At 53.9% G+C, this 21532-nt stretch carries 24 protein-coding genes; 17 read left to right on the forward strand and 7 right to left on the reverse strand.

All coding sequences use genetic code 11. From position 1 onward, the window contains the following. Positions 1 to 69 precede the first annotated feature (69 nt). Positions 70 to 1578, forward strand: a complete 1509-nt coding sequence (gene ilvA / locus AC1W8Y_RS02135; protein ID WP_482012810.1) for a threonine ammonia-lyase, biosynthetic — start codon at positions 70 to 72, stop codon at positions 1576 to 1578. Between the two features lie 3 nt (positions 1579 to 1581). On the opposite strand, the gene AC1W8Y_RS02140 is transcribed toward ilvA, so the two are convergent. Beyond that, a complete protein-coding gene (locus tag AC1W8Y_RS02140) occupies positions 1582 to 2142 on the reverse strand; it encodes an adenine phosphoribosyltransferase (RefSeq protein ID WP_482012811.1) in 561 nt (186 codons plus the stop codon). Further along, positions 2139 to 3380 carry a formate-dependent phosphoribosylglycinamide formyltransferase gene (purT, locus tag AC1W8Y_RS02145; RefSeq protein WP_482012812.1) on the reverse strand — a complete coding sequence of 414 codons (1242 nt, stop codon included), beginning with the start codon at positions 3378 to 3380 and terminating at the stop codon, positions 2139 to 2141. The genes AC1W8Y_RS02140 and purT overlap by 4 nt, the downstream gene beginning before the upstream one ends. A 130-nt stretch (positions 3381 to 3510) precedes the next feature. On the opposite strand from purT, the gene AC1W8Y_RS02150 reads away from it, so the two are divergent. From AC1W8Y_RS02150 to hpf, 6 genes are all read left to right on the forward strand, one after another. Beyond that, on the forward strand, positions 3511 to 4497 hold the full coding sequence (locus AC1W8Y_RS02150) for a KpsF/GutQ family sugar-phosphate isomerase (protein ID WP_482012899.1): 987 nt from the start codon (positions 3511 to 3513) through the stop codon (positions 4495 to 4497). Positions 4498 to 4503: 6 nt separating this feature from the next. Next, a complete protein-coding gene (locus tag AC1W8Y_RS02155; RefSeq protein ID WP_482012813.1) occupies positions 4504 to 5103 on the forward strand; it encodes a KdsC family phosphatase in 600 nt (199 codons plus the stop codon). A gap of 3 nt (positions 5104 to 5106) precedes the next feature. After that, a complete protein-coding gene (lptC, locus tag AC1W8Y_RS02160) occupies positions 5107 to 5724 on the forward strand; it encodes an LPS export ABC transporter periplasmic protein LptC (protein WP_482012814.1) in 618 nt (205 codons plus the stop codon). Continuing rightward, entirely contained in the window at positions 5721 to 6344 is a 624-nt protein-coding gene (lptA, locus tag AC1W8Y_RS02165) for a lipopolysaccharide transport periplasmic protein LptA (RefSeq protein WP_482012815.1), read from the forward strand. The genes lptC and lptA overlap by 4 nt, the downstream gene beginning before the upstream one ends. 8 nt (positions 6345 to 6352) lie before the next feature. Beyond that, positions 6353 to 7144 (forward strand): LPS export ABC transporter ATP-binding protein, encoded by a 792-nt coding sequence (gene lptB, locus AC1W8Y_RS02170; RefSeq protein WP_482012816.1) that lies wholly within the window; start codon positions 6353 to 6355, stop codon positions 7142 to 7144. 146 nt (positions 7145 to 7290) lie between these two features. Beyond that, on the forward strand, positions 7291 to 7617 hold the full coding sequence (gene hpf, locus AC1W8Y_RS02175) for a ribosome hibernation-promoting factor, HPF/YfiA family (protein ID WP_482012817.1): 327 nt from the start codon (positions 7291 to 7293) through the stop codon (positions 7615 to 7617). A gap of 62 nt (positions 7618 to 7679) precedes the next feature. Here the strand turns inward: hpf and AC1W8Y_RS02180 are convergent, their stop codons facing one another. The 4 genes from AC1W8Y_RS02180 to AC1W8Y_RS02195 all read right to left on the reverse strand — a co-directional run bounded on the left by AC1W8Y_RS02180 (position 7680) and on the right by AC1W8Y_RS02195 (position 12876). Beyond that, a complete protein-coding gene (locus AC1W8Y_RS02180) occupies positions 7680 to 8435 on the reverse strand; it encodes a bestrophin-like domain (RefSeq protein ID WP_482012818.1) in 756 nt (251 codons plus the stop codon). Between the two features lie 28 nt (positions 8436 to 8463). After that, positions 8464 to 10302 carry a hypothetical protein gene (locus tag AC1W8Y_RS02185; RefSeq protein WP_482012819.1) on the reverse strand — a complete coding sequence of 613 codons (1839 nt, stop codon included), beginning with the start codon at positions 10300 to 10302 and terminating at the stop codon, positions 8464 to 8466. Next, complete coding sequence (locus AC1W8Y_RS02190; RefSeq protein WP_482012820.1) at positions 10242 to 11063, reverse strand: two-partner secretion domain-containing protein; 822 nt, start codon at positions 11061 to 11063, stop codon at positions 10242 to 10244. Before AC1W8Y_RS02190 ends, AC1W8Y_RS02185 begins: the two co-directional genes overlap by 61 nt. 103 nt (positions 11064 to 11166) lie before the next feature. After that, the gene (locus AC1W8Y_RS02195) at positions 11167 to 12876 is read right to left on the reverse strand and encodes a ShlB/FhaC/HecB family hemolysin secretion/activation protein (protein WP_482012821.1); all 1710 of its coding nucleotides are present in this window, start codon (positions 12874 to 12876) and stop codon (positions 11167 to 11169) included. Positions 12877 to 13081: 205 nt separating this feature from the next. Here AC1W8Y_RS02195 and AC1W8Y_RS02200 point away from each other — a divergent pair, with 205 nt between their 5' ends. Genes AC1W8Y_RS02200 through AC1W8Y_RS02215 form a run of 4 tightly spaced genes read left to right on the forward strand, consistent with a single transcriptional unit; the run spans position 13082 to position 16432 of the window. Further along, complete coding sequence (locus tag AC1W8Y_RS02200) at positions 13082 to 13537, forward strand: PTS sugar transporter subunit IIA (RefSeq protein ID WP_482012900.1); 456 nt, start codon at positions 13082 to 13084, stop codon at positions 13535 to 13537. 36 nt (positions 13538 to 13573) lie between these two features. Then, entirely contained in the window at positions 13574 to 14503 is a 930-nt protein-coding gene (gene hprK / locus AC1W8Y_RS02205; protein WP_482012822.1) for an HPr(Ser) kinase/phosphatase, read from the forward strand. Further along, the gene (rapZ, locus tag AC1W8Y_RS02210; protein WP_482012823.1) at positions 14500 to 15372 is read left to right on the forward strand and encodes an RNase adapter RapZ; all 873 of its coding nucleotides are present in this window, start codon (positions 14500 to 14502) and stop codon (positions 15370 to 15372) included. Before hprK ends, rapZ begins: the two co-directional genes overlap by 4 nt. A 1-nt stretch (position 15373) precedes the next feature. Next, positions 15374 to 16432 (forward strand): septal ring lytic transglycosylase RlpA family protein, encoded by a 1059-nt coding sequence (locus AC1W8Y_RS02215; RefSeq protein WP_482012824.1) that lies wholly within the window; start codon positions 15374 to 15376, stop codon positions 16430 to 16432. Between the two features lie 25 nt (positions 16433 to 16457). On the opposite strand, the gene rsmI is transcribed toward AC1W8Y_RS02215, so the two are convergent. Then, on the reverse strand, positions 16458 to 17399 hold the full coding sequence (gene rsmI, locus AC1W8Y_RS02220) for a 16S rRNA (cytidine(1402)-2'-O)-methyltransferase (RefSeq protein WP_482012901.1): 942 nt from the start codon (positions 17397 to 17399) through the stop codon (positions 16458 to 16460). Between the two features lie 79 nt (positions 17400 to 17478). Here rsmI and AC1W8Y_RS02225 point away from each other — a divergent pair, with 79 nt between their 5' ends. Genes AC1W8Y_RS02225 through AC1W8Y_RS02250 form a run of 6 tightly spaced genes read left to right on the forward strand, consistent with a single transcriptional unit; the run spans position 17479 to position 21532 of the window. Further along, complete coding sequence (locus AC1W8Y_RS02225) at positions 17479 to 18003, forward strand: YraN family protein (protein WP_482012825.1); 525 nt, start codon at positions 17479 to 17481, stop codon at positions 18001 to 18003. Between the two features lie 27 nt (positions 18004 to 18030). Beyond that, entirely contained in the window at positions 18031 to 18621 is a 591-nt protein-coding gene (locus tag AC1W8Y_RS02230; RefSeq protein ID WP_482012826.1) for a phosphoheptose isomerase, read from the forward strand. Beyond that, entirely contained in the window at positions 18621 to 19367 is a 747-nt protein-coding gene (locus tag AC1W8Y_RS02235; RefSeq protein ID WP_482012827.1) for a BON domain-containing protein, read from the forward strand. Before AC1W8Y_RS02230 ends, AC1W8Y_RS02235 begins: the two co-directional genes overlap by 1 nt. Then, positions 19364 to 19864, forward strand: coding sequence for a TlpA disulfide reductase family protein (locus AC1W8Y_RS02240; protein ID WP_482012828.1), 501 nt, complete (start codon positions 19364 to 19366; stop codon positions 19862 to 19864). Before AC1W8Y_RS02235 ends, AC1W8Y_RS02240 begins: the two co-directional genes overlap by 4 nt. Before the next feature lie 19 nt (positions 19865 to 19883). Next, the gene (argB, locus tag AC1W8Y_RS02245) at positions 19884 to 20780 is read left to right on the forward strand and encodes an acetylglutamate kinase (RefSeq protein ID WP_482012829.1); all 897 of its coding nucleotides are present in this window, start codon (positions 19884 to 19886) and stop codon (positions 20778 to 20780) included. A 5-nt stretch (positions 20781 to 20785) separates the two neighbouring features. Then, entirely contained in the window at positions 20786 to 21532 is a 747-nt protein-coding gene (locus AC1W8Y_RS02250) for a pyrimidine 5'-nucleotidase (protein WP_482012830.1), read from the forward strand.

Consider the following 21532-nt stretch of genomic DNA (forward strand, 5'->3'; position numbering starts at 1 on the left):
GGCTGTTAGTACCCGCCTTGGGCGTGGGATAATCAGGACAACTCTTTCTTAGCACAGAAGCTTGCAGCCATGGCCTACGACTACCTCAAACGCATCCTGACCTCTAAGGTTTACGACGTTGCAATAGAAACCCCACTCGAAATTGCACCTCAAACGTCTCAGCGGTCCGGCAACACCATTCTCTTGAAGCGCGAAGATACGCAAGCCGTCTTCAGCTTCAAATTGCGAGGTGCCTACAACAAAATGGCACACCTGCCAGGCTCGACGATTGCCAAAGGGGTCATTGCAGCGTCAGCCGGCAACCACGCTCAAGGGGTCGCGCTCTCTGCCCAAAAGCTGGGCTGTAAAGCCGTTATCGTGATGCCAACAACGACCCCTCAAGTCAAAATCAATGCAGTCAGAGCGCTAGGCGCCGAAGTCATTCTCTGGGGAGATAGCTTTTCTGATGCGTACAGCCACGCCGTCACGCTAGAGAAAAAGCTTCAACTGACCTTTGTTCACCCGTTTGACGATCCAGATGTGATTGCCGGCCAAGGGACGATTGGCATGGAAATCCTACGTCAACACGCCGATCCGATCGATGCCATTTTTGTAGCGATTGGCGGTGGGGGTCTGATCAGCGGGATTGCCGCCTATGTCAAACAGTTACGTCCTGAAATCAAAATTATCGGTGTGCAAACCTTTGACTCAGACGCGATGATGCGAAGCGTGCAAGCGGGCAAGCGTGTTCATTTGAACGAAGTCGGGCTGTTTTCAGATGGCACTGCCGTCAAACTGGTGGGCGCTGAGACGTTTCGGCTGGCAAAGCTTTATGTCGATGACTATATCTGCGTTGACACAGATGCGATTTGCGCAGCCATCAAGGATGTTTTTCAGGATACGCGATGCGTGCTCGAGCCTGCCGGCGCATTGGCCCTCGCTGGCGCCAAGCAATATGCCATCGATCACAAAATGAAAGGCCGCACACTCGTCGCCATCGCTTGCGGTGCAAACATGAATTTCGACCGCTTGCGTTTCGTTGCCGAGCGGGCCGAGGTGGGTGAGGCTCGCGAGGCGGTTTTCGCAGTAACACTGCCTGAGCAGCCCGGCAGTTTTCGCGCCTTGTGCGAACTGGTCGGCAATCGTAACGTGACTGAGTTCAATTATCGAATGTCGGATACCAAGCAAGCCCATGTGTTTGTGGGTATTCACATCAACAACGCGTCAGAGCCAGACCGCATCGCGGCGAGTTTTCGCAAGCATGGTTTCGACACGATCGACTTGACCCAAGACGAAATGGCCAAAACGCACTTGCGCCATATGGTCGGCGGCAAATCTGGCTTATCGACCAATGAGGTGCTTTACCGGTTTGAGTTTCCCGAGCGACCCGGGGCTTTATTGAGATTTTTGAACTCAATGAAACCCAGCTGGAATATCAGCCTGTTTCACTATCGCAATCAGGGGGTGGATTTCGGGCAAGTGTTGGTCGGTATCCAATTACCGTTCGGCCAAAAGAAGGCCTTCAGACTCTTTCTAGAAGAGGTGGGCTACCCCTATTGCAACGAAACTGAAAACCCTGCTTATCGGCTTTTTCTGTAGCGGTTAGTCATGCGAGAACTGGCACACGCTATAAAACGGCGTACCCGTGTCAGCGATGGCGCGCGACCCGCCGAGCGCAGGTAGATCTACAATCGAACCAGCTTCAACGACGTTACTACCCAGTTTTTGCAGCAAATGAATAGCGGCCAACATGGTGCCACCCGTTGCGACCAAATCATCGAGCAGTAAAACTCGTTGGCCAGGTTTGACTGCATCGCGATGAATCTCAACCGTTGCCTGACCATATTCAAGACTGTAAGACTCGGTAAAGGTCTGGGCAGGCAGCTTACCTTGCTTACGCACAGGCACAAACCCCGCCCCTAGCGCATAGGCAAGCGCACTGGCAACAATAAAACCCCTCGCATCAATCCCAACCACCAAGTCAATGCGGCTACCCATATAACGATAAACAAACAGATCGATCAACACTCGGAATGCGTGAGCATCTTGTAAGAGCGGCGTAATGTCTCGAAACGTCACGCCTGGCTGAGGCCAGTCTGGGACCGCTCGAATCAATGAGCTCACCCGAACGACGGGCGATTGATCAAGCGACGCTTGGTTCATACGACCACCTTAACTGCGCGAGCGACAGCGCGAGCGCGGGTTCGCGCCAGTGCCACAGTTGGTGCATAGGCTAATCCGACACCCATACGCCGCTTCGTGAAAGACTCGGGTTTGCCAAACAAACGGATATCGGTACCCGGTTCAGCCAAGGCCTCTGCGACGCCCTCGAATTTAACCCCTTGGGCATCGACACCACCATAGATCACGCTGCTAGCAGCTGGGCTGCGCAAGGAAGCATCGACTGGCAACCCAAGCATGGCCCGTGCATGTAACTCAAACTCGCTTTGCATTTGCGAAACCAGTGTGACCAGACCCGTATCATGAGGTCGTGGGCTGACCTCTGAAAACCAGACATCGTCCCCCGACACAAATAACTCAACACCAAAAATACCCTGTCCGCCGAGATTATCCGTGACCTCAGCGGCAATTCGACGTGAACGCTCAAGCGCTAAGGGTGACATCTGCTGAGGCTGCCAACTTTCAACGTAGTCACCATCGACCTGAAGATGCCCGATGGGCGCACAGAAATGCGTCGCGATTTTGCCATCCGCGCCCACCGCACGCACGGTTAGCAGAGTGATTTCGTATTCAAACTGAATAAATCCCTCGACGATCACACGGTCGGCCCCGACTCGCCCACCTTGCTTGGCCTTGGCCCAGGCTGAATCTACATCTTCTGGGCCACGCAGCACAGACTGCCCTTTACCAGAGGATGACATCACTGGCTTGACCAAACAAGGATATTTGACGTGAGCCGCCGCCTCGCGCAATTGCTCAGGTGAGTCTGCAAAGCGATAGGGTGAGGTGGGTAGCCCAAGGGTTTCTGCTGCCAATCGCCGGATTCCCTCGCGGTTCATGGTGAGCTGCGCCGCTCGGGCCGTCGGCGTCACCCGGATCTTGCCCGCAGCTTCGAGCTCAACCAGCAGATCGGTGGCAATCGCCTCGATTTCTGGCACCACCAAATCCGGCTGCTCAAGTTCAATGATGCGCTTGAGTTCGTTGCGATCGGTCATCGCGATCACGTGCGCGCGATGAGCGACTTGCTGTCCGGGCGCGTCAGCGTATCTATCGACCGCGATCACTTCGACCCCAAGCCGTTGCAGGCAAATAATGACCTCTTTGCCAAGCTCACCCGAGCCCAGCAACATGACTTTCAGCGCGGACGGCGAGCCTGGGGTGCCCAGCACGGGCTTGAACACAGATGAATTGCTAGAAGAAGCGGCACTGGCAGCAGACATAATACTCTCGATAAATGAAGTCAAGATGAATTGCAACGAACCCTCGGGGGAGATTTCAAATCGCCCGATTCGATACTGTAGCCTGCCATTCATGGCTCGTCCGCTGATCAAAGGCTAAAATGGCCGAATGTTGCCATTTAACCCTGATCAATCAGCCAAAACGCTCGCCTGCGGCCTTCAAACGCTACAGCTCGAAGCGCAAGCCATTCTTGAGCTGCGAACCCGCTTGGGCCCGACCTTTGTCACCGCTGTAGAGACCTTACTCGGCTGTACCGGCCGCGTGGTGGTGTGTGGTTTGGGCAAAACTGGTCATATCGGCCGAAAAATTGCCGCAACACTTGCATCGACAGGGACTCGCGCCTTTTTTTTACATGCCGCAGAAGCCATTCATGGCGACATTGGGATGTTAGCTAACGATGATGTCCTGTTAACGGTGTCTTACTCTGGCGAAGGTCATGAGATTTTGACCATCTTGCCCGCGGCACATCGCCTTGGGGTGAAAGTGATCGCCATGACCGGCAATCCGCAATCAGAATTGGCGAGGCTCGCCGACATTCACTTAGATGCGTCGGTCAGTCAGGAAGCTTGTCCGTTGAATTTGGCACCGACCTCTAGCACCACAACAGCCTTGGCATTAGGTGATGCGCTGGCCGTTGCCTGCCTTGAGAGTCGCGGGTTTGATGCGGCCGATTTTGCGAGATCACATCCTGGCGGCGCCTTAGGTCGAAAGTTGCTCACGCGCGTTGCTGACGTGATGAGAACTGGGCCCGCCTTGCCGATCGTTCAAGAGAACGCGACAGTTTCTCAGGCACTTGAAGAGATGTCACACAAAGGCATGGGCATGGCCATTGTTTTAGACCACGCAGGCAAACCCGTTGGGGTTTTTACCGACGGCGATTTGCGTCGCCTCATCGAGCGAGCCGGCGACGTGAGGGGCCTACTTGTCAGCGCTGGGATGGGGAAAAATCCTCGACAGATCAAAGCCACCGCACTGGCTGTCGATGCCGCCGCCCTGATGGACAGTCAGCGGATTAGTCAAATGCTGGTAATAGACGACGCTGAACACCTGGTGGGGGCCATTCACATGCACGATTTAATGGCTGCTAAGGTAATCTAACTGCTTATGCCAATCAAAAAGCCCTTACCTCATCCTGCTGAATCCCTCGTTTTAGCGAAAATCGCGCCAGCGGTGCGCACCTGTTTAGCAAATTTGCGCTTGATGGCGTTCGATGTCGATGGTGTGTTAACCGACGGCAGCCTCTGGTATTCGGATCATGGCGAGGTCATGAAACGATTCAATGCGCTTGACGGTCATGGGCTTAAAATGCTGTCGACGAGCGGCATCGTGGTGGCCCTGATCACAGGCAGAGAAGGGCCTATCGTCGAACGACGTGCTGCTGAGCTGGGGATTGCAGAAGTCAAGCAGAACGTACGCGATAAGGGTGCGGCGCTCGTTGAAATTGCGACCAGACATGGCATTGCGCTCAGTCAAACTGGGTTCATGGGTGACGATCTGATTGATATCCCGGCGATGCAGCGTGCCGGCTTTGCCGCGACGGTTGCTGATGCGCCTGGTTATATTGCCCAGGCAGCTCATTGGGTATCGACCCGCTCGGGGGGGCAAGGGGCCGCTCGCGAATGCGCAGATTTGATCCTGGCGGCACAGCACAGACTCGGCGTTTATTTTCAACCTCACGGCCTCGGTGCCGGGACCATTCAGTAATCCATGAAAGAACGCTTCTCTACCCTTTTCTCTCTCGGGCTCATGATCGCCTTGGTGCTTGGCACTTGGTGGGCGTCCGAGTATGCTCAGAACGCAGTTCAAGTTGACCCGCCACCAAGATTGACGCACGAGCGTGACAACTGGTCTAAAAACTTTGTGATCTTGCGCACTGACGTTGACGGCATGGTGATTCACCGTTTCGAGGGGGACTTGATGGTTCACTACCCCGATGACTTGTCCTATGAAGTTACCACCCCCCGAGCCTACGGCTTACGTAAAAGCAACCCATTAACGGTGGCAACCGCGAAAAGAGCGACTATTTATGACGACGGCAACCGCATCGTCATGGATGGGGATGCGGTGTTGTTGCGACTGGCCGATCCGAAAAGACAGGCGCTCAACTTTATCAGCCAGCAAATCACCATGCTGGTCAAAGAAGATATCACCTACACCACGCTGCCCGCGGTGATGGTCAGTGGAAGATCACGAATGAATGGCATCGGAATGCGTTACAACAACAATACGCAACAGCTGGACGTGCTTAAATCCACCGATGTTGATATTGTTCCCAAAGACTCCCGAGACCGCTTAACGCCCGCTGAATCCAAGAAAAAACCATGACTACTACCTTGCCTTCACTTTCCCGTATTGTCCTTGCGCTTTCCCTCTGCGTCCTCTCTGGCCTGACCCATGCAGCGACGCTTAAAGAGGCGGCCTCAGGTAAACCCGGCGATCCACCAAAAGAAGATCCAAGCACGTTGATTGTGTCTGACACGCTGCATTACGATGACACCAAGAGCGAGAGCACCTTTACCGGTAATGTTGTCATGACCCGTGGCTTGCTGACCTTGAATTCAGACGTATTGAAAATGCACGAAGACAAAGATGGTTTTCAATTTGGTACGGCAACGGTCGATAAGGGCAAGCGTGTCTTTATCCGGCAAGAACGTCCCGAGACGTTCGAGGTGCTCGAGGGGATTGGTGACCGTGCTGAATACGATGGGAAAGAAGAAATATTCGATTTGATCGGCCACGCCATTGTGACGCGCTACATCTGTGGTGACCGTTTCGATACCATCAACGGGCAAAAGGTCAGATACCATCAGAAGACAGATATCTATGAAGCCTTTGCCGGCCCAGACGCAGGCACCAATGGTGGTCGCGTGAGATCTGTCGCACAACCACGATCTAAAGTTGACGCAGCCATTGCCGCTTGCAAAATCAAAAAAACAGCAAACTAGTCTCACACATGCAACAAAAAAATCGCTCGTCGACGTTTGAAAAAATAGCCCTTGATCGCCCTGGTAGCCTATTGGCGACCGGACTTCGTAAATCCTATGGGGGCAGGATGGTGGTGCAAGACGTCTCCATCTCAGTCGATAGTGGCGAGGTTGTCGGCCTACTCGGCCCCAATGGCGCCGGTAAAACCACCAGTTTTTATATGATTGTGGGCCTCGTCCCCGCTGATGCTGGTCGCATCGAGATCGATGGCACGACGATCACGACGATGCCCATCCATAAGCGTGCACATCGGGGGTTATCCTACCTGCCTCAAGACGCTTCGATTTTTAGACGACTCACTGCCGAACAAAATATTCGTGCTGTACTTGAACTGCAGATCGATGAAAAAGGTGAAAAGTTTTCCCGACGTCAAATTGAAGCGCAGCTTGATGTACTTTTGGATGAGTTGCAGATCACGCACATTCGAGGTAACGGGGCCTTATCCCTATCCGGCGGGGAACGCCGGCGGGTGGAAATTGCCCGTGCCTTGGCGACACGCCCGAGATTCATCCTGCTAGACGAGCCGTTCGCAGGGGTAGACCCTATTGCTGTGATCGAAATTCAACGGATTGTGCGTTTTTTGAAAAGCCGCGGGATCGGCGTTTTGATTACCGATCACAATGTTCGCGAGACACTTGGCATCTGTGATCGGGCCTATATCATCAACGAAGGGCGGGTGCTGATTACCGGCAGCCCAAAAGAGATCGTCGAAGATGCCGATGTTCGTAAGGTTTATCTGGGCGAGCACTTCAAGATGTAAGGAGTCGTGCCTCAGTATCAATAGGCGCTTGATTTTCTTATCCAAGTGGGTAAACTGGAACTGTCACAAAATTGCAAAGGAGCACTGACAGTACCAACACCGCGCAGCCGCGCAAAAAACCCACCATCTGTGCAGGAGTGCAGTCCATGAACATTAGCATCATTGGTCATCATCTCGAAGTCACACCTTCCATCCGGGAATACGTTCACACGAAAATGGCACGTGTGGCTCGTCACTTCCATCAACTCATTGATATACAAGTCATGCTTTCGGTCGAACCCCTAAAGCACCATGCAGAAGTCACCTTGCATGTCCCGGGTAAAGACATTCATTGCGAATCGAGTGAAGAGAATCTCTACAGCGCAATTGACATCGTCGTCGACAAAATCGATCGCAAGGTCATACAGCATAAAGACCGAACCCATCATCACGGCCATATGGCTGCTAAGCGACAGGCGCTAGAGGCAGCGTAAGCGCGAAGCGCAGACAGAACGGGGCTTTGGCATTGCTCACCGGCCGGGTCCCGTTCGTTGTCTCACCAACCGGGAATACTCCAGGGATCGACGGCGCTCTGCCCAACAAAGACACCCGCCGCCTGAATCAACAGCGTCAGTAAGACTGAAAATCCAGTGATTACCCCACCCGCATAGCCAACAAGGCGAGGCAACGGGGTTTCCAGCCACCCTAGTACGATCACCAGTATGAGCGCAAACGTAATGGCCTGCTGCAAATAATCTGGTAGTCTCACTTTCGCGGCTGCTAACCGTGCTTGCCTTGCATCCGTTAGCTGACTGATGGTGAGACCAATTTCGACTCGAGCCATTTGTTGCTTGGCGTTTTCGGGGGTTAATAGCCCGATTCCCTGCGTCAGGTCAGCCAAGAGGCTGGCCGTCACATCACTGGACTGTCCCTTTGCCATCAGTGGCCACTCATCTTTGGCGACGGAGTAGGTGTAATTTTTCAAATCTTCGACAGATTCTTCCGCATCCGGTCCACCAAAAACAGATAAAGCACCCGTTAGCTTCAGTGTCAGTGCGACCTCTTTCGCGGCGATATCCTCGGCATTTCGATGATCGCCTTGCACCCGTACCAACGAGACCGCAAACAATAAAAGCGTAATGGAAACGGCAATCTTGTATGCCTCAGCAGCCCCCTTGGAGAGCGGGTCGTTGGGTTGCAACTTAAATTTCCAGCGAATAAAAAACGGGATGACAACGGCTACCAGGAGACCCGAGGACATAATCACAAAGAAGAGCGCCACATTGGGTAGCGTGTGAAGATAGTCAAGCATATCCATATCCTATAAAAACCATGTCACTTTAAGGAGCCACTAAAACATTCAAGGTTGACATCAAATTCGTTGACTCAGTGCTTTCAAACGCACTTTGAGATCCACTTCCTTTTTTGTCGCTACCCGTTTTGACGTTACTGCCAGCGCCCGTTTCAATCGTCGAGCCAGACACTTGACCCGCAACCATCAACATCGCCGTTGAGTCGAGCCCACCCTTCACCTCAGGGACAGGAAGGGCTGGATTGAAGCCAGCACTGGTGAAAGCTCCGCCACTAAAGGTAATCACGTTAGCAGCATTCGGGTCTGTTCTTCCCACATATTTTTCTGCCCGACCGGCGACAGCAACCGCTGCAGCCGCGGTTCTCGGCGTTGCCGCTGCACCGTTACGTGCCCCACTGGCATATTTACCGGTGTATTTGGCAGAAGGTGCGTTGGCAGCGGTCGCTGCTTTGTTCGTCGTCGCCGTTGCCGCGCTCGTCACTCTTTTGCCATCTGCATCGGTGGCATATTTGCCCGTATATTTAGCCGATGGTGCGTTGGCAGCGGTCGGTTTGGCGGTTGTTGCCGTTGTCGGCGCTGCCAACCGTTTGCCGTCCGCACCGGTGGCGTATTTCCCAGTGTATTTTGCCGAAGGTGCGTTAGCAGCAGCAGGTTTGGCGCTCGTCGTTCCCGTCGTTGCCACTCGTTTGCCATCAGCCCCAGTTGCATACTTGCCCGCATATTTTGCGCTCGGGCCAGTGGTACTCGACGCACCCGACCTCGTGGCGCCGGCGCCAGCGTTAGGACCGGTCGCCGTACCGCCTGTGGTCGCCCCGGCATTGCCACCTGAGGCCGGTGTGCCGCCTGAACTCGCAGCGCCAGAGGTAGCTCCAGGCACAGTCGCATCAGACGCGGAAGAGGCACTGGTCGCGCCGCCGTCAGCGCTAGAGGTCGCCGCAGCTGCACTTGACGACGCGCTGGCCGTTGCACCATCGGTCGCAGGCGACGAGGCAGATCCGTCGCCTGCGTTGCTAGCAGCTGCATTGGCAGCAGTCCCGTTTGAGCCAGCGACTGATTCTCCCCCTGTGGGCGACGTTGTTTGACCAGCAGCAGTGGCAGTGCTAATGACGGCGTTCGTGACTGTCGACACGATATTTTGTGTGGTCGCGACAATTTGCGAGACCACAGGTATCACGGTGTTGACCGCCTGGACGCTGGTTGTCGTCGCCGCCACCAGTGTGGTAGGCGTCGCGGTCGTCGACACGGTGGTGGTTGAAGTAGTTGGTGTCGACGAACTCGTGTTGCTCGATGAGGCGCTGGATGAGGCAACGACAACACTCGACGTATCAGCCACGGGCAGTGCGTTGATCACGCCGGTCACTGAACTTGCCGTGGGAAGTACATAATTACTGGCCAAACCCACGCTGCCGGACGTCCCGTTACCTAAGGTCAGCCCCCCGAGCGTCGTAAACGCATACGATCCCACATTGGCGCTCGAACTCAAGGCTGAAAATGGCCCGTAAGTCGTCAGGCTCAACGTTTCACCATTGACACCGGCCGCGGTAAACATGGATGGCGTAAAGCTATTTGTGCCGTCATAAGTTTTGACCGCAGAGACGCTTGCCGTTGCGGGAATAATCATATAGTTCACCGAACTCGGCGTTGGCAATACGTAGTTGCTTGCCAAACCCATACTACCGATGGTGCCATTGCTCAGCGCGAGGCTACCCAACGACAAGAAGGTGTGCGATCCAGCATTCGCACTTGATCCCACCGCCAAAGACTCGCCGTTATTGACCAAGGTGAGTGTTTCGCCATTGACCCCAGCTACCGTGAACGCCGAGGCTGAAAAAGTACTGGTGGTGTCATACGTTTTGGCAGTCGACAAGAAGGCCGTGGCCGGTGTGATCGTATAACTGTGTGTGGTGCCAGACACAAAGACTGTATTTTCAAGGTGACTTTCTGACCTGACACAAGGGCAATCGCATTACTGCCAGACAACGTGGCACTGAGCACCCCCTCATTTTTAACCTCTGGCGCCATTAACGCAATGTAGCCATTGAGGCTGTTGATATTGATCTTGCCTTTGTTGACCACCTTGCCTGTGCCGTTACCGGAGTAACTCATGGTTCCATTCAAGTAGTCAGCGTCCCTGATGTCCATCGTGGTGGCTGTGATGGCCCCAGTGTTGATTTCTGCGCCTTTGCCGAACACCACGCCATTCGGATTGACGAAAATGATTTGACCATTTGAATTGACCGCCCCATTGATCATCGACTTGGTCGCGCTGTTCACGCGGTTCAAGGTTGAGGCGTTGGCATCGGGCTGATTAAAATTGACGGTCGCGTTTTTGCCGACGTCAAAACTATTCCAGCTGACAATCGCTTTGGACGTTGTTTGATTGATCGTTAACGTGTTGCCTGACTGCGTAATACTTGCCTGCCCAGCTTTGACCGTGCCACCCACCGGCAACGTATTGGGTGGTGGGGGTGCCGCGTGAGAGATGGTTGCCATCAGCAAGACCCAGACTGTGGCGATTGATTTGAGTGCCGCGATGAAGGCATATAAGCCTGCCTTCCGCTCAAGGCCATGACCGAGAGAGCGAAAATTGAAACCACTTGACCTGAAGATTTCAGTATTGAGCTTCAATCGGTGGTGCTACCCAACCATGCACATGCCCTCTACCTTACATAGAGCCAACCGATTGAGCTATGGGATAAATTCGCTTTTACGTGTAAGGTAAAAACCATTTTTAAAAGGCGTAGCTTGCTTTGACCCACAATTGCACCGTCTTGTAGGCATTGTCCGCATTGAGTTGTTCACCTGAAGCGTTATACAGCGGGTTGTTACCCAAGCGCAGCGCGAGCGCCCCGCTTATCTGCAATTTTTCGTACTCAAACTTAAGCGTGGGCCCCAAAGCCGCTAAAAAATAGGTGTTGTCAGCGTTCGTCAGCCCCTGCCAACTGCTGTAAAGGTTGACGTATTGCTGCACCAGACCGACGTCTACAAAGACCCCTACCACCCAATTTTCATTGAGACGATGTTGTAACTCGTTTGTAAAGATTGCCCCTTGCGACCCACCACCCTGTCCCGACGGGTAGGCTCTGACCCCATAGGCACCGCCCAGATAAATCTGTTCTGAACTGTTTAAGTTCGCATTGGCCAGTTGACCGTTCAAGGACATGAGCCAGGTCGTGCCCGGCAGCTGAGTGAGTGTGTCGGTGCGACTGATGTTGAGCCCCACCTTCTTGTACGTACCAGCAGTGCCGGGGCCGCCGGCATCTTGTCCTGCCTGTGTGGCATTGTTAATGACAAGATTGCCCAAGACGCCGGTTAGGCTGTAGCTCACCAACGAGTGGCTCGTGTCTGCATAGCTGCCATTGAACCCTGTCGAAAACGCGACGATCTGATAGTTGCTGATGTTGGTGCCTGACTGGCTGTTGCTGTATCCCCGACTCTCCAGATTGAGCCGCAAATTAACAGTGTTACCGGGCTCTCTCAATAATGGATAAGTCGCATTCACACCCACCGTATCTGCAATGCCCTCTGCTTGCGTTGAACTCCAGCCAGCAAGCGTTTGGTAGGTGAGCGCGTTGGCTTGCGCACCGAGGCGCCAGCCATCGTGCCCCACAGGGATTGAATAACCAACTTGACCGTAGGTCGAACCGAGAGATTGAATCGCATCAAGGGAGATTTGATCACCAAAGCCGAGAGGATCATTGACACTGAGGTTGGCGATGACTTGCCCGATGCCAGTGCTGGCCGACCCATAATTACTGGCCGCTACTTGTCCAGCGAACAGCGGGCCATCGTTTAATTTGACGCGAAAGTTACTTTCGCCCGGATTGGCGCCCGCTTCGAACCCGCCTGTGGCCTGAACACCTGGCAATTCGTTTAACAAGATCAATGCTCTGTTCAGTGGTCTGGTATCGATGTAGGGAGTTCCATCGCTTGCGCGACCGAAATACTGCTGTGCATGACCGATTTGCACTCTTAAGCCTTGGCCTTCGGTTGCAGGCTCAATCATTACTTGCCCGAGTTTGCCTTCAACTATTTTGATCAGGATGATACCGTCCCGAATTTCTTGTGGCGGCACCGTCGCCTGAACAACACGCCCCTCTTTAGCGTATAGATTTCGAATGGCCGTCGTCACGTCGCTGAGGTCGCTGAAACTAACTTGCGTGTTCGACCACGGTTTAACCACCTCCTGCAATTGTGACTCGGTCACCAGCGTGTTGCCTTCGAACTTAAAGCCTTTGACCTCTCGTTTCTGTTCAAGCGGCTTGAGTGGTTTAGGCGTTCGGGGAGATTCTGGTTGAGCGGGGGGGGAGGGATTGGACCGCTCGAGCTGTAATTGCAACTCGCGTTGCAATGTACCAGCATCTTGTGCATTGACTTGAGCAGCAGTCAATACCCCCGCCAAGCAAACTAAAAAAGCAAAAAAATGAATGAGGCTGCGCATAAAACCCTAGGTTTGAAGGCGGATCACTTCGGTGCGAATTTCGCACCAAGCGTAGCATTGTGATTTCAGTCAGACAATGGCAAGGACAAGAAAGTTGTTTAATGTGAGGCAATGTTGATCGAACGGGGTGGCTTAGCCCCTCGAAAACTAAGACTTTCATAGATTCGCCTTGTCAACGAACCAAACTTTCCGCAATAATGAATCCATGCCGCTTCTTGCCAAAACGCTCAAATTGAACAACGTTCTGCTCGCTTTACCTGCGACAAGCAAAAAGAGAGTCTTTGAACAAGCTGGCCTACTTTTTGAAAACAATCACGGTCTTGAATCGTCTGCGGTCTACCAAGCACTGTTCGAGAGAGAACGGCTCGGTTCGACCGGACTCGGCTACGGCATCGCCTTACCTCACGGTCGAGTCAAAGGCCTCAAAGAGCCGATTGCGGCCTTTCTGCGAATACCCCAGGCGATCCCGTTCGACGCGCCCGATGGTCAACTGGTCAACCAATTCTTGATTTTGCTGGTGCCAGAGACGGCGACGCAACAACATCTGGATATACTCGCAGAAATCGCTGAGCGACTGTCGAACGAAGCGCTTCGTATCAAGCTGAACCAAGTGGCCGATACTAAGATTGTTTTCAATCTTCTAACAACCGGCTCTCTTTGAGCCGCCTTCATATCTCCGGGCAAACGCGCTATGACCATGTTGACAGTAAAAGATCTCGTCGAAGATAACCGTGAAGATATTAAGTTTGTCTGGTTGGCTGGCGAGGCAGCCGCCGATCGAGTGATCCCTGACAATGGCATGGCAGCTGCTGATCTCATTGGTCATTTGAATTTGATCCATCCCACCCGCATACAAGTATTTGGTCAAGAAGAAATGGCTTATTACAGCCGTTTCGATCTGCGTCGGCGCGTCCATCATCTCGAAGAGCTACTGGCCGGTGGGGTGCCTGCGCTGATGGTGGCCGACGGGCTCTCCCCCACTGACGATCTGATTGAAAACTGTGAACGTAACCACGTCCCTTTACTTTCAACGGCCATGCCCACCGCAGAACTGATTGACCTGTTGCGCATCTATTTAGGTCGTCGACTTGCCCCTCGGACAACGGTGCATGGGGTATTTCTGGATGTGCTTGGACTCGGGGTACTGATTACCGGTGAGTCAGGGTTGGGCAAGAGTGAATTAGCGCTTGAATTGATCTCTCGAGGGCACGGTTTAGTCGCCGACGACGCCGTCGATTTGTCAAGAACAGCCCCAAATATGATCGAGGGAACATGCCCCACTTTGCTGCAAAACATGCTTGAGGTGCGCGGTTTAGGCCTGTTGAATATCCGAACGATTTTTGGAGAAACCTCAGTCCGCCGGAAAATGAAACTCAAACTCATCGTTCATTTGGTTCGAGCAACCGCACAAGACAAGTTTGAACGTCTGCCTCTACAAGAATTAACGCAAGATCTCATGGGCTGCCCAATTAGACGGGTGATGTTGCAAGTTGCTGCAGGCCGCAATCTCGCTGTGCTTGTCGAGGCGGCAGTGCGAAATACGATTTTGAAACTGCGCGGCATTGACACCTTAAATGAATTCCTTGAGCGGCAAGCACAGGCCATCGCGGAGGGCGACGTGAAATGAACTCGTTACGGGTTGTTTTGATCACGGGGATCTCTGGGTCGGGGAAGTCAGTTGCGTTGCGATTGCTCGAAGATTCGGGATACACCTGTGTCGACAACTTACCCGTCCGGTTTTTGACCGAATTTATTGCCTCGGTGAGAGACAGCGCGGTCAAACTTGTGGCCGTTGCTATCGATGTTCGAAGTCCCGACGAAATTGACGAGTTGCCTGGCGTGATCACCTCCTTACGCGCCATGGGCACGTCGCTGCGTGTCGTCTTTCTCGAAGCAGACGACGCTACGCTGATCGCTCGCTACTCGGAATCCCGCAGACGGCACCCCCTATCCGACCGCGTCACTGGGCAAAGCGTCACCGCCTCGCTCGAACAATGCATCGCCTTAGAGCGAGAACTGCTCGATGACCTGCGCAACCAGGAACATGTCATCGACACTTCGGGCCTTTCGCCGGGGCAACTGAGGGCCTGGGTGCGTGATCTGGTTCAGGCCGACCGAGCGCCACTATTGATCACCTTCGAATCGTTCGCTTTTAAGCAAGGCGTCCCTCGTGATGCAGACTTGATGTTCGATGTTCGTTGTCTGCCAAATCCCCACTACGACCCTGCCTTACGTCCGCTCACCGGTCGCGATAAGCCTGTGGCAGACTGGCTCGCCGACTTTGACGAAGTCGGCCAAATGATCGACGATATCGAAACGTTCATCCGAAAATGGTTGCCTTATTACACGGAGGATACGAGAAGCTACTTAACGATTGCTATCGGTTGCACCGGCGGCCAGCATCGATCCGTGTATGTTGTCGAATCACTGGCTAAGCGATTTATCGATCACGAGCATACGCTGATCCGGCATCGGAATCAGATCGAGGTGAAGTAGCATGTCTGCACGATGGCGCGCATGGCGCGTGACTTTGATTTGCCTCTTGATTGCTTTGTTAGCTGCTTGTTCGTCGACCAACTCTCGTCGAGGGGGTGGCTACTATCAAGATGATGGCCCAGAGGCCAATCCACCCAGCAATCTCGATGCAGTGCCCGATGCGGTGCCTAAAATCGAACCTTTTGCCAGTGGAGCCAGTAAACCGTACACGACCTTGGGTAAAAGCTATGTGCCGGATACCTCAGGCGGCCCGTATCGCGAGAAAGGGCTGGCATCATGGTACGGCAAAAAGTTTCACGGGCATCAAACCTCAACGGGCGAGCGCTATGACATGTATGGCATGACTGCCGCCCATAAAACCCTGCCCATCCCGAGCTACGTCAGAGTGACCCGGGTATCCAACGGAAAAACCGTGGTGCTTAGGGTCAATGATCGCGGCCCATTTCACGATGATCGCATCATCGATTTATCTTACGTGGCCGCGTACAAACTCGGGCTTTTATCGCCCGGTAGCGCCGAAGTCATCGTCGAACGAATTACACCAGACCAAATCCGCAATTGGGATCGCAATCAACCTAACGGTGCTGTCGCCCGCGCAGAGCCGGTGGACCCACCGCCTCCCCTGGCCCCGTTACCGCCAAGCAGAACGAGTGAGTCATGGCAAAGCGCAACCCAGAACGAATCACAACGCCCATCTAGCACGCTCTTGCAAGGCCGCCCTCTTGATCCAGCGCCAGGGCAAGTACCGCCACCGACAAGTCAGTCAGCGGCTCAGCCGAGCAGCGCGAATCAAAGCAATGCCTCAACAAAATCGTATCCCGCCGGGACGATGTTCTTGCAGGCCGGGGCGTTTGGCGATCAGGCCAAGGCTCAGGCACTTGCTGACAAAATCGGCGGGCAAATCACGGCAAGTCTGGGTCATCGCGTTTTTGTCGAACCGACAGCCAACCAACTCTATCGCGTCAGGATCGGACCTTTTTCAAATCGAACCGAGGCGAGCGCAGCGATCGCCCCCATCCAGGCAGCAACCGGTATGACGCCAAGTCTCACTGCCCCATGAATCAGTCGTCAGGCGAGTGGTCTGATCAGCCACCTTTACGCCCCAGTGCTCGAGCGTAAACGGCATCCCGTGCGAAGCCGGTCGCCTGAGCAACAATCTTGGCAATATCTCTGACCGATAGCATGGGCAGCATTGCATCGATCCATCTATCCATTGCCATCAAAGCCGCTGATTCATCGCCCGCCTGGTTTTCATTGACGAGCTGTGGATGCAGAATCACCACGTATTCGCCTTGCTCGCGGTGATCATCGGCCGCGATCCAGTCCGCGGTCTGCCCAAGGGGCATCGTGCACAGTTGTTCAAATCGCTTGGTCAACTCGCGCGCAAGGGTCACGTTTCGTTCAGCCCCCGCGATCTCAGCGAGCTCTTTCAAGCTCGCTGCAATTCGATGCGGTGTTTCGTAGAAAACCAACGTATGGGGTTGCGCTAGCCATCGTTTAAACCATTTTTGTCTTGCCAAGGATTTCGCTGGAGCAAACCCGGCAAATACGAATTCGGGGTGCATATCGTCGGTGACCCCCGCGGCCATCAGCGCGCAAATAAGCGCACTTGCCCCCGGCAGAGGGACAACGCGAAAGCCCGCCTCGATGACACTAGCGACTACGCGGGCGCCGGGATCACACACGGCTGGACTGCCCGCATCAGAGACGAGCGCCACCCGCTCACCAGCCCTCAGCCGTTCAACAATGGCGGCGGCTGCCTGCGCCTCATTATGGCGGTGTGATGCCATCAGCGGCGTTTGCACTCCCCAAGCATCCAACAAGACTCGGGTGGATCTGGTGTCCTCAGCGGCAATCACATCGGCTCGGCAGAGCGCTTGCCACGCTCGCAAGGTCAGATCCCCCAAGTTACCAATTGGCGTCGCGACCACGTATAGGCAGCCGGCAGGCCACGATTGAGCATCGACTCGGCTGACGAGGCGGGCCCAATCCGGTGTCGGGTCATCTAGATGGATATTTTCGTTCACAGCACGTCGCCAATGAGTGGAGATCATGGCAGTGTAGCCCCACCCTTGACTCACTCCCCACAAAATGAGGCGCAATACGATGCAAGCATTTGACGCCTACCGTTGCCATCTGGCTCAACAACAGGCACTGCGAAAGAGGCAACTCAAGTTGCGTCGGGCAAGACAGGCTGAGCGATCATCGCAGCCGCCTTCCACAAGTCACACGTCGCTGCCCAACAGCGCCCGCCCAACCTTTCAACAAACCACAGGATCACGATTCGAACAAACCGCAGAGGCGCTGCTGACCGAGCAAGGCCTGCAGATCTTGGCCCGCCGACTCACCTGCAAAACCGGTGAAGTCGATTTGGTTGCCAGGGACGCTGACGTACTGGCCTTCATCGAAGTTCGTCGGCGTGCGAGCAAGGCCTTCGGAGGCGCTGCTGCCAGTGTCGATCGTGCGAAACAAGCACGTTTAATCCGCACGGCGCAGTTCTACCTACCGATGCTGACTCGCTGCTACTTTGCAGGAAAAACACCGATCTGCCGCTTTGATGTCGTCGCGTTCGAACCCGACGAAATAAGGTGGCTGAAAAATACAATGCAGGATCGCCTATCAGTGCGATAATTATGTTACTTAACTCAGAAAACAGCCATGGATTTCACTGAAAAACTCAACGCACATTTTGAAGACCACATTGCCGCGACTCAACGCAGCATGGCGCTGGCTGAACCCCTGGGACAGGCGATAGAGCTGTGCTTTTCTGCGGTCACCAACAATGCCAAAATTCTGGCTTGCGGCAATGGGGGTTCAGCGGCCGACGCTCAGCACTTTATTGCTGAGTTAGTTGGCCGGTTTGAGCGTGATCGTTTGCCACTGGCAGGCATTACCCTGAATACCGACACCTCGATCCTCACGGCGGTGGGCAATGATTACAGTTTTGACCAAATTTTTTCTCGCCAAATCAGTGCGCTCGGTCAACCAGGCGATATTCTTGTCGCCATCTCGACCAGTGGCAATTCGATGAACGTTCAGCTCGCGATTCAAGCAGCCCATGAACGAGAAATGCGGGTCATTGCCTTGACTGGCAAGGGCGGCGGTCTTATCTCAGAATTACTCAAGCCAGACGATGTTCATTTGTGCGTCCCGCACGACCGAACCATGCGTATTCAAGAAGTTCACATCCTGCTTTTGCATATGTTGTGTGACGGCATTGACTCCTTACTCCTCGGGGATCCGGCCTAATGAGAGCGCGTACCGTCTTAGTGAAAAGTCTGCTGTGGATTGCGGTGGCGAGCACCACCTCGTTGCTGTTGCAGGCATGCGTCCCCTTGGTCGTTGGCGGGGTCGTCAAAGGCGTCTCACTCGTGAGAGATCGTCGAACCACCGGCCAGCAAGTGACCGATCAGGGCATCGAATTAAAAGCGGCTGGTAAATTTTCGGCCGAGTTCGAGTCAACAGCAAGCATTTCTACCAAAAGTTATCAGGGCAAAGTCTTGTTGACCGGCGAGGCACTGAGCGAAAAATCACGCCAGAAAGCTGCCGAGATCGCCAGCGGCATTGAAGGCGTGAAATCCGTCCTTAACGAGGTGACAGTCGGCCCGACGTCTTCCTTTGGCGACGTATCGCAAGATGCGTGGATCTCAAGTTCAGTGTTTACCTCCATGAGCACCGCCAATGGCGTTCCATCTAGAACCATCGAGACGGTTGTCAGAAAAGGCAACGTGTATCTCATGGGCCTGGTCACCGAGACAGAGGCCAATTTGGCCGCCACGGTTGCCTCCAGAGTCAATGGGGTCAAGAGCGTCAACAAGGTTTTTGACATCATCACCCCTCAGCAAGCCGCCAAGCTTGACGAGCTGTCTGGGTCTACTGCCTCGAGTAACAATGGTGCTAGTAACGGCAACGCCCCCATCAGAAATACTGATACCGCAACTAACCCAATGCCTGAAGGATCAAGCACTGGCGTACAAGTGATGCCGATCAAATGAAAAAACTGTTGGGCCTCGTTCTCGCTGTGGCGATCGCCGGCATCGCCTCGTGGCTGATCTTGAAGCCGGCCGCAGATGCGCCGTTAGTCACTTTCTCAACCATCACGGGCCAAAAAGTGACAACGCAGGGGTTGAAAGGCAAAGTCGTGCTGGTTAAGTTCTGGGCTACCAGCTGTGTGACGTGCGTTGCGCAAATGCCTCAAACCATCGAAACCTACAATCAATATCACGACCAAGGGTTTGAAACGGTTGCCGTCGCGATGCAGTATGACCCAGCGAGCTATGTCATCAATTACACCGAAACCAAGCAACTGCCCTTCACCGTTGCGCTAGACCCCATGGGAGATTTGGCCAAAGCGTTCGGTGACGTCAAATTAACGCCAACCGCTTTTTTGATAGATAAAAATGGCAAAATTATTAAACGCTACCTCGGCGATTATGATGTAGCCGATTTTCATCGCACGCTTGAAAAAGCGCTCTCCGTCCACCCTAGTTGATGTCCGCAAAATCACCAATATGACTACTCCCAACAGCCACGCTCTGCCTCTGGATCTCGTTGCACAAGTTCTGGCTGAAAGTTTGCCTTACATCAAACGTTTTCACGGTAAAACCATCGTCGTCAAATACGGCGGTAACGCGATGACCGAAGAGGTATTGCAACGCAGCTTTGCCCACGACGTGGTGCTACTGAAACTTTTTGGCCTCAACCCGGTCGTGGTGCATGGTGGCGGCCCGCAAATCGACGATGCGCTCAAACGGGTTGGCAAGGAAGGGACTTTTATTCAAGGCATGCGTGTCACCGACGAAGACACCATGGAGGTCGTCGAGTGGGTGTTGGGCGGCCAAGTACAGCAAGATATCGTGTTGATGATCAATGAGGCGGGCGGCAAAGCCGTGGGCCTCACCGGCAAGGATGGCAGCATGATTCAGGCCGTCAAAAAACTGATGCCGAACAAAGAAGATCCTAACTTGCCTATCGATATCGGTTTTGTAGGGGATATTGCCAAAATTGAGCCCGCCCTCGTCAAGGCATTACAAGACGATCAGTTTATTCCAGTGATTTCACCGATCGGCTATGGCGAAGACGGCTTGGCCTATAACATCAATGCCGATGTCGTTGCTGGCAAGATGGCCGAAGTGCTGGGTGCTGAAAAACTGTTGATGATGACCAACATCACGGGTGTTCTGGATCAAAACGGTACACTTTTGCGTGTGCTTTCAGCAAAAACCATTGATGCGCTGTTCGAAAACGGGACAATTTCCGGCGGGATGTTGCCGAAGATTTCCTCTGCCTTGGATGCCGCGCGCAATGGTGTCCAATCCGTTCATATCGTTGACGGCCGAGTGCCACACTGTTTGCTGCTTGAAATTCTGACCGATCGCGGTGTCGGTACGATGATCACGTCTGATTGATCGGCATGCAACGTTTGCAAAGCCCATCGGTTCGCAAACGTCGCACGAGATCGACCACCGGCGATCCTGCGCTGTGGATGTTCGATCTCGACAATACTTTGCACGACGCTTCTCATCAAATATTTGCGAAAATCAACGTCGGGATGACGGCCGCCGTGATGGAAACGCTTGGTGTTGACGAGCCGACTGCCAATCATTTGAGAACCAAGTACTGGAAACGTTACGGGGCGACCATGATTGGCATGGTCAAGCACCATCAGATCAGCCCGCAGCGTTTTTTACATCGTAGTCACGACTTTGACGTCAAGCCCCTGATTCGTGCTGAAAAAGGCCTCGCACACAAACTCTGGCGACTACCGGGCCGAAAGATACTAGTGACCAACGCCCCCCATCATTATGCACACGCGGTCATGAAACATTTGGGCATATTGCGCTGTTTTGATGGGGTCTGGGCCATCGAACACATGCGGTTGCACGGTCACTTTCACCCCAAGCCATCGGTCAAACTGATGAGACACATTCTCGCCCGCGAGGGGGTCAGTGCGCGGCGCGCCGTGTTGGTGGAGGACACCTTAGAAAACTTGCGCGGGGCACGTGCGGCGGGTCTGAAAACCGTTCATGTTTTTCACCCGGGCACGCCCTTCGCAAGGGGACGACGCGGTCGCCCGGATTTTGTGGATTTACGGATCAAATGCGTCGGTGACTTGCTAACGCAAAAACGTGGGGTTCGACACCACACCGTCGGAGGATGA

This window comes from Jezberella sp., assembly GCF_964834465.1.